Source organism: Mycobacterium sp. 1165178.9, from assembly GCF_001673555.1.
In the GTDB taxonomy this organism is placed as follows: domain Bacteria; phylum Actinomycetota; class Actinomycetes; order Mycobacteriales; family Mycobacteriaceae; genus Mycobacterium.
In genome coordinates this window covers 1-6773 of record NZ_LZMB01000201.1, presented here as the reverse complement: position 1 = coordinate 6773, position 6773 = coordinate 1, and the positions used below count along the sequence as shown (strand labels likewise).

The 6773-nt window shown below is 66.2% G+C and carries 7 protein-coding genes; 3 read left to right on the top strand and 4 right to left on the bottom strand.

The features are described 5' to 3' along the window. The coding region (locus A5652_RS09520) for a metallophosphoesterase (RefSeq protein ID WP_067349717.1) at positions 1 to 658 on the bottom strand (658 nt) is incomplete at its 3' end. Between the two features lie 56 nt (positions 659 to 714). After that, on the bottom strand, positions 715 to 3147 hold the full coding sequence (ponA2, locus tag A5652_RS09515) for a transglycosylase/D,D-transpeptidase PonA2 (RefSeq protein WP_067349714.1): 2433 nt from the start codon (positions 3145 to 3147) through the stop codon (positions 715 to 717). 351 nt (positions 3148 to 3498) lie between these two features. Between ponA2 and A5652_RS09510 the strand changes: the two genes are divergently transcribed. Further along, entirely contained in the window at positions 3499 to 3849 is a 351-nt protein-coding gene (locus A5652_RS09510; RefSeq protein WP_067349711.1) for a WhiB family transcriptional regulator, read from the top strand. A gap of 24 nt (positions 3850 to 3873) precedes the next feature. Here the strand turns inward: A5652_RS09510 and A5652_RS09505 are convergent, their stop codons facing one another. Continuing rightward, positions 3874 to 5031 carry an ArsA family ATPase gene (locus A5652_RS09505; protein WP_067349708.1) on the bottom strand — a complete coding sequence of 386 codons (1158 nt, stop codon included), beginning with the start codon at positions 5029 to 5031 and terminating at the stop codon, positions 3874 to 3876. Then, positions 5028 to 6047: an ArsA-related P-loop ATPase gene (locus tag A5652_RS09500; RefSeq protein ID WP_067349705.1), complete on the bottom strand. Its 1020-nt coding sequence runs from the start codon at positions 6045 to 6047 to the stop codon at positions 5028 to 5030. Before A5652_RS09500 ends, A5652_RS09505 begins: the two co-directional genes overlap by 4 nt. A 35-nt stretch (positions 6048 to 6082) precedes the next feature. Here A5652_RS09500 and A5652_RS27480 point away from each other — a divergent pair, with 35 nt between their 5' ends. Both A5652_RS27480 and A5652_RS09495 read left to right on the top strand, forming a co-directional pair. Continuing rightward, positions 6083 to 6244, top strand: a complete 162-nt coding sequence (locus A5652_RS27480) for a DUF4177 domain-containing protein (protein ID WP_156623938.1) — start codon at positions 6083 to 6085, stop codon at positions 6242 to 6244. 14 nt (positions 6245 to 6258) lie between these two features. Next, entirely contained in the window at positions 6259 to 6714 is a 456-nt protein-coding gene (locus A5652_RS09495) for a RidA family protein (RefSeq protein ID WP_067349703.1), read from the top strand. Positions 6715 to 6773: the final 59 nt, after the last annotated feature.

The window sequence follows — 6773 nt, the reverse complement described above, 5'->3', positions numbered from 1 at the left end:
CGAAGCGATCCAGCACCCGTGGCTCGGGCGAATGAGTCAGTCCCAGCCGCAGATTCGCGGCCGGACTGGACGGGCCTGCGATGGTTTCGTAGCGGTCGCGGTCGATGTGCGGGTCGTCCACGCCCGCGGCGGCGATGTGCAGACCCGCCACTTCGAACTCGCGGCGGGTGTGGGTGAGGTCGAGCCAGCCCCGCTCGGTGAACGCGGCCCGCAGGTCCTGCCAGGGCAGGGGTTCGCCGCGAACCCGGTGCGACGGGTTGGTCACGTAGTTCAGCGGGTTCTTCAGGCGCGGGCCGAAGTAGTCGTTGCTGCCGAACACGAAGACGCCCGGTCGCGACAGCAGGTCGCCCAGGGCCTGGATGACCGAGGGCACCGCCTTGGGGTGGGCCAGGTTGTCGCCGGTGTTGACCACCAGATCCGGTTCCCACCCGGCCAGCTCGCGCAGCCACGCCTGCTTGCGGCGCTGGCCGGGCGTCATGTGGAGGTCGCTGATATGCAGCACCCGCAGCGGGGTCGAGCCCGGGGTCAACACGGGCATGGTGATCTCGCGCAGTACGAACGCGTTGCGCTCGATGACCGCGGCATAACCAAGGCCGGCGACGCTCGAACCGAGCGCGGCGGCGCCAGCACGTATCAGGACGGGCAAAACATCAGCCATGCTGGCATGCTACTGCCGCTTGCGGACTGGCAGCGTATCTCTTGACGTCACGACGCCTATGGCGGCGGCTGACCGGGTGCCGGCGGCGGTGGCGGCGCCAGCAGCGGAATGGTGATCGGTGGCAGACCCGGAATCTCGACTACCTGCGAGCCGACCGGCGGCGGGGCACCTTCCGGGGGTGGCGGCGGGGCAGGCGGGATGCCGTTGCTGACTTGGATGGTGATGATCGAGCCGGGGATCGTTGCCCCGCTTGGGGTTGTGCCGACCACCTCGCCCTGTTTTGCGCTGCTGTTGACGAAGTTGTTCTGGTCGGCGACCTGGAAGCCCGCCTCCTTGATGCGCTGGCGCGCCGCATCGATGTCCAGGCCGGCGACGCTGGGCACCCGCGAGCCGGGTGACCCGTCGACGTAGCGGGGGTCGGTCGGCGGCAACTGCACCGGCCCGAAGTTGTTGGCGATCGGCTTCATCGCGGTGAACCACGTGCGCGCCGGTTCGTTACCGCCGTATAGGTCGCCCTCACCGCAATGGCGCAGCGGGGCCGAGCACAGATCGGTGGGGTTGGGGGAGTCGTCGTAGATGTAGTTGGCCGCCGCGTAGTGGTTGGTGAACCCCACGAAGCCCGACGAGCGGTGCGCCTCGGTGGTGCCCGTCTTACCGGACATCGGCAGGTCCCAGCCCGCCGCACCGGCCGATCCGGCAGCGGTGCCGCCGCCGAGGGCATCCTTGCTCATGGCGTTGGCCAACGTGTTCGCAAGGCCCTCGGGCACCACCTGATCGCAGGTCTCGGTGGTCACCGCGACCTCGTTGCCCTTGCGGTCGACCAGCTTGTCGATCGGATTGGGCGGACACCAGGTGCCGCCCGAGGCGAGGGTGGCAGCGACGTTGGACAGCTCCAGCGCATTCACCTCGATCGGGCCCAGGGTGAAGGAGCCGATGTTCTGCCGTTTGACGAAATCGGCCAGACTCTCGTTGCTGTCGGGGTTGTAGTCGCGGGCCGTGCCCGGGTCGGCGTAGGACCGCAGCCCGAGCTTGATCGCCATGTCCACCGTGCGCGTTACGCCGACCTGTTGGATCAGCTTGGCGAACGCAGTGTTGGGCGAGGTGGCCAACGCGTCAGTGACGTTCATCGAGCCGCGATAGTTACCAGCGTTGACCACGCACCAGTTGTCCTTTGGACAGCCCTTGGCCCCCCCGCTGCCCATGCCCTTCGCCTGGAACCGGCCCGGCACCTCGAGGGTGGCGTTGATGCCCATCCCCATGTCCAGGGCCGCGGCCGTGGTGAAGATCTTGAAGACGGATCCCGCGCCGTCACCGACCAGCGAGAACGGCTGCGGACGCATGGTTTGACCGGCGTCGACGTCGAGCCCGTAGGTGCGGTTGCTGGCCATGGCCATCACCTTGTGCGACGTCTTGCCCGGCTGGAGCACGCTCATCACGCTCGAGATCCCCGGCAGCGTCGGGCTGGCGAACTTGTCGATGGCCGCCTTGACGGGAATCTGCACGTCCGGGTCCAGCGTGGTCTTGATGGTGTAACCGCCCCGGGCTACCTGTTCCTTACTGATCCCGGCCCGAGACAGGTACTCCTGGACGTAGTCGCAGAAGAACGCTCGATCACCCGCCGCGATGCAGCCGCGGGGTAACTCGTTGGGCTGCGGGAGGATTCCCAACGGCGCGGCCTTGGCCGCACGCAGCGCGTCCTCCTCCTGCGGGATGTTCTCGATCATGGTGTCCAGCACCAGGTTTCGCCGCGCCAACGCGCCGTCGGGGTTGATGTACGGGTTGAGCGCACTGGTCGACTGCACCATGCCCGCCAGCAGCGCCGCCTGCTGCCAATTCAGGTCGGACGCGTTGATGCCGAAGTAGGTCTGCGCGGCGTCCTGCACACCGAACGAGCCGTTGCCGAACGAAACCAAATTCAGATATCGCGTCAGGATCTCCGGCTTGGTGAACGTCTTGTCCAGCGTCAGCGCCATGCGGATCTCGCGCAGCTTGCGCGCCGGGGTGGTCTCGATGGCCGCGCGCTTCTCGGCGTCGGTTTTGGCGGTCACCAGGAGTTGGTAGTTCTTGATGTACTGCTGCTCGATGGTCGAGCCGCCGCGTGTGTCGACGTCGCCGCGCGCATAGCCCGCCAGCCCGGTCAGGGTGCCTTTCCAGTCCACCCCGTTGTGCTCGGCGAACCGCTTGTCCTCGATGGACACGATCGCCAGCTTCATCGTGTTGGCGATTTTGTCGCCTGGGACCTCGAACCGGCGCTGGGAGTACAGCCAGGCGATGGTGTTGCCTTTGGCGTCGACCATCGTCGACACGGCCGGCACCTCACCCTCGAGAAGCTGAGCCGACCCGTTGGCCACCACCTCCGAGGCCCGATTGGACACAAGCCCTATGCCGCCGGCGAAGGGGAACAGCAGCGCCGTGGCAACGACGCTGGCCAACAAACACAGCCCCGCGAGCTTGAGGATGGTGAGCACGGCCGGGGGGCGGTCTGACATGGCTACTACATTAGCGGCCCCCAGTCACGCCGCCACGCTGCGCGTTCACCGATAAAATGTGTCTATCTGAGCGCCGGTCGCCGGAGGGCGTGGAATTTGCGGTTGCGTCACGCGGCGCGCACCTTACCGCCCAAGATCACTTCCGCGCCCGCCTTCTGGTACGAGACGGCACGCCCGTCCCAAAAAAAGCGTTATCGGACTGTTGCGCAATTGGCACCTGACCACCTAACTTAGACACACGGTGAGATTCAGGTAACACCGATGTACATGGTGTGGCGTAGATCGCTAGGTCGGGATCTGCACCCGAGGAGGGCGGTCGCGACGGGCGGCCGATAGGGAAGGGAACAGTTCGTGTCACCAATACGGCCGGCGGCGCGTAGGACAAACATTGCAGCCGCACAAGGGGTACTTCGCAGTGTCGATGCCGAGGAACGGATCGCTTGGGTCTCCAAGGCGCTATGCCGGACCACCGATCCCGACGAACTGTTTGTCCGAGGAGCTGCTCAGCGCAAAGCGGCAGTGATCTGCCGGCACTGCCCGGTGATGCAGGAATGCGGGGCGGACGCGCTGGACAACAAGGTCGAGTTCGGGGTGTGGGGCGGCATGACCGAGCGGCAACGCCGCGCACTGCTCAAGCAGCACCCCGAGGTGGTTTCCTGGGCGGACTTCTTCGACAAGAGGCGAGCCCGCAGCGTCGGCTGAACCTTCCGTGGGGGCGGAAGGATTTCAGCGGGCCGTAGCCCGGCCCGCATCGTCAGCTACCGAAGTGATCTGATCGGCGAGCGCGCGCAGCGCCTCCAGATCCGACACATCAAACGGCAGCGACGGCACGCCGACGACCGGAACGTGCGGATTGGCTCCGGTGAATCGGGAAAGCAATCTGATCTCCCGCTTGGCGGTCTGCGCGCGGTCGGCGTGAATCTTCAACACCGCCGAGGCCAGCGACGCGGCTTCGGAGTCGCCATCCTCTTCCAGCATTTCGCTGCCGTCGATCGCCCGCTCGGCCGGCAGGGAGCACAGCGGCGGATGGGTGCGGTTCAAGACCAGCCCGGCGAGCGGCATGCCTTCCTGCGACAGCCGGTCGACGAAGAAGGCCGCCTCGCGCAGCGCGTCCGGCTCGGCCGCCGACACCACAACGAACTGCGTCCCACGCCTTTTCAGCAGCGCGTAGGTGCGATCGGCCTTCTCGCGGAAGCCGCCGAAGGTGGCGTCCAGCGACTGTACGAAGGCCGCCGCGTCGCCGAGCATCTGTGAACCCAGGATTGTGGACATCGCCTTCATCGCCAAACCCATTGCGCCGGTTACCAATCGCCCGATGCCCCGGCCCGGTGCGAGCAGCAGCCGCCACAGCCGGCTGTCCATGAAGCTACCCAGCCTTTTCGGCGCGTCCAGGAAATCCAGGGCGTTGCGCGATGGCGGGGTATCGACGACTACCAAGTCCCAGCGATCCTCGGCCAGCAGCTGGCCCAGCTTCTCCATCGCCATGTACTCCTGCGTGCCGGCGAGTGAACTGGCGACCGTCTGATAGAACTGGTTATCCAGAATCGCTTGTGCGCGACCGGGTCCGGAGTACTGGATCACCATCTCGTCGAAGGTGCGCCGCATGTCGAGCATCATCGCGTGCAGCTCGCCGGGAACCTCCGCCGCCAGGGGGACGCGTTGCGGCGTGTTACCGAGGTCGCTGACCCCGAGCGCCTGTGCCAGTCGCTTGGCCGGGTCGATCGTCAAAACGCAGACATTGCGGCCGTATTCGGCGGCGCGCAGTGCAATCGCGGCGGCGGTGGTGGTCTTGCCCACCCCGCCCGCGCCGCAGCACACCACCACGCGATTGGTCGTGTCGGCCAGGATGGCCGCCATGTCAAGCTTTGTAGGTGTGGTGCTCATCGAACCCCCTGCTGTGCAAGCGATTCCGACAGCTCGTAAAGGCTGCCGAGGTCGACCCCGTCGGAAATTGCCGGTAGTTCCAATCGCGCCACCTTCAGCGCATCGAGCTGTTGCGCGATCTCCGCGCGGGTGGCCACGACCGTCGCATGCTCGATGGTCTCCGTGAGCAGGCCCGCAAAGTCCTTGTCGCTCAGACTGATTCCAGACTTTTCCAATCCCGACCGCACCGAGTCGGCGTCGACGTGTCCCTCGGCGGCCTTCGCCAGATCGGCCGGCTGCAGGTAAGAGGGTATGTTGCGGTTCACGATCACGCTGCCGATCGGCAGCTGCATGTCGGCGAGCTCTTCGATGGCTTCCAGTGTTTCCTGGACCGGAAGCGCCTCCAGCAGGGTGACTAAGTGAATGGCCGTCTGTTCGGAGTGCAGTAGCTTGACCACGCCATCGGCCTGCGAATGCACCGGGCCGCCCTTGGCCAAATCGGACACGGCCTTGGTGACATCCAGGAACCGCGCGATCCGTCCGGTCGGGGGGGCGTCGACGACGATCGCGTCGTAAACCGGCAGCCGACTCTTGTCGAGGCGTATCACCGTCTCTTTGATCTTGCCGGTCAGCAGCACGTCACGCAGACCAGGCGCGATCGTCGTCGCGAACTCGATCGCGCCGATCCGGCGCATCGCCCGTCCCGCAATGCCCAGGTTGTAGAACATGTCGAGGTATTCCAGGAAGGCGGCCTCGATGTCGATCGCCAGGGCGTTGACCTGACCGCCGCGTTCGGCGGTCGCGATCTTCACCTCCTGATAGGGCAGGGGCGGCACGTCGAAGAGTTGTGCAATCCCTTGCCGGCCCTCGACTTCCACGAGCAGGACCTTGCGGCCTCCCGCCGCCAGGGTCAGTGAAAGCGCGGCCGCGATGGTCGACTTACCCGTTCCGCCTTTGCCGGTCACGAAATGTAAACGGGCCTTCGTCAAGCGCGAGGGCCAGCCGACGGCAGCTCCGCCGCTCGATGTGGTTGCCACCTTCGCATGCTAGCCCGACCCGATAAGCTCGCGGCATGACCCAACCGACCGCATGGGAGTACGTCACGGTTCCGCTGCTGACGCATGCCACCAAACAGATCCTGGACCAGTGGGGCGCCGATGGCTGGGAGCTGGTGTCGGTGCTGCAAGGGCCGACCGGCGAGCAGCACGTCGCGTATCTGAAGCGGCCCAAGTAAAGGGGTCGGTCCCGATGAGTGCTTCGGCCCGGCTCGGGCAGCTCGGCCTCGGGCTCCCGGAGGTGGTTGCGCCGCTGGCCTCTTACGTACCGGCGGTGCGAACCGGCAACCTGATCTACACCGCAGGGCAGCTCCCCATGCGAGAGGGAAAGCTGTTGGCCACCGGTAAGGTCGGCGCCGCCGTCAGCCCCGACGACGGCAAGGCGATGGCCCGGATCTGTGTGCTCAACGCGCTGGCGGCCGTCAACTCGCTGGTGGGTATCGACGAGGTGACCCGGGTGGTGAAGGTCGTCGGATTCGTCGCCTCGGCTCCGGGTTTCAATGGCCAGCCGAGCGTCATCAACGGGGCCTCCGAGTTGCTCGCCGAGGTGTTCGGCGAACAGGGCGCGCATGCGCGCTCGGCGGTCGGTGTCTCCGAGCTGCCACTGGATGCTCCGGTGGAAGTGGAGTTGATCGTCGAGGTCGGCTGACGTCCGTGACCCACGCCGCCGATTCGCTGACCCATCCCGCATACGCCAAGCTGCGCGCG